Source organism: Catelliglobosispora koreensis DSM 44566 (assembly GCF_000379685.1).
Lineage (GTDB): Bacteria > Actinomycetota > Actinomycetes > Mycobacteriales > Micromonosporaceae > Catelliglobosispora > Catelliglobosispora koreensis.
On record NZ_KB903281.1, the window covers coordinates 1 to 1081 of the forward strand.

General features: G+C 62.9%; 1 protein-coding gene and 1 pseudogene. Both read left to right on the forward strand.

What is annotated here, in order from left to right; translation table 11 throughout:
* Nucleotides 1-505 (forward strand): annotated as a pseudogene (locus tag A3E1_RS42045) (daunorubicin/doxorubicin resistance ABC transporter ATP-binding protein DrrA); the annotation flags it as partial.
* Nucleotides 502-1081: ABC transporter permease (locus tag A3E1_RS0125615; protein WP_020523644.1), on the forward strand; the 580-nt coding region annotated here is incomplete at its 3' end. The pseudogene A3E1_RS42045 and the gene A3E1_RS0125615, both read left to right, overlap by 4 nt.

The window sequence follows — 1081 nt, forward strand, 5'->3', positions numbered from 1 at the left end:
CGAGGTCCTGTTCCTCGACGAGCCAACCACCGGTGTCGACCCGGCAAGTCGCCGCGGTCTGTGGAATCTGATCCAGGATCTGGTCAGTGGCGGGACAACCGTTCTGCTGACCACCCAATACTTGGAGGAAGCCGACCAGCTCGCTGACCACATCGCGGTAATCGACCACGGGCGGCTCATCGGCGAAGGCACCCCGGAGGAGCTCAAAAACCGCACCGGCGGCTCAGTGCTTGAACTGTCCATTGCCGAGCACGAACGCGATGCCGCTATCACCGCGTTGGCTCCTATCGCACCTGATGGAGCTGCCTACGACACCGCACGCGGCAACATAATCCTGCCGGCCAGCCGCGGTGTCGACACCTTACGCGAAGCCCTGCACCACCTCGACACCACGGGAATCCGCCCCACCGACGTCGGCTTGCACAAACCAACCCTTGACGACGTCTTCCTGCACCTGACCCGCCCTGCGGCCGGAAACCGCATCACGCAAGGAGTTCCGTCGTGAACAGCACCGCGGTCCACATAGGAGTCATCACTAAACGCAACCTCATAGCAAACCTCAGATTGCCTGAAGTCCTTATCCTGTCAACGGTTCAGCCCGTCACGTTCATGCTCATGTTCCTGTTCGTCTTCGGCGGCGCCATCGAATACGCCCTTCCGGCCGCGGCGAAAGGCGAGTACATCAACTGGCTCATCCCCGGCATCATCGCCCAGTCCGCCGTCTTTGGTTCCGTGCCAACAGCTTTCGGCCTCAACAATGACCGCGCCAACGGCGTCATCGACCGGTTCCGGTCTATGCCGATGGCCCGCTCCGCCGTACTGGCCGGGCGCACGCTGGCCGACCTCGGCCGTAACGCGTTCATCCTCACCCTGCAGCTCGGTGCCGGTATCGCGCTCGGATTCCGGTGGCAGACAAGCATCTGGCACCTGCTCGCCGCCATCGGTGTCGCCCTGTCTTTCGGGTTCGCGTGCATGTGGCTCATGGCCACCATCGGGCTATCCATCCGCAACGCTGAGGCGATCCAGGCCGCCGTTTACATGGTCGTCTTCCCGCTCACCCTGACCAGCTCGGTGTTCCTGC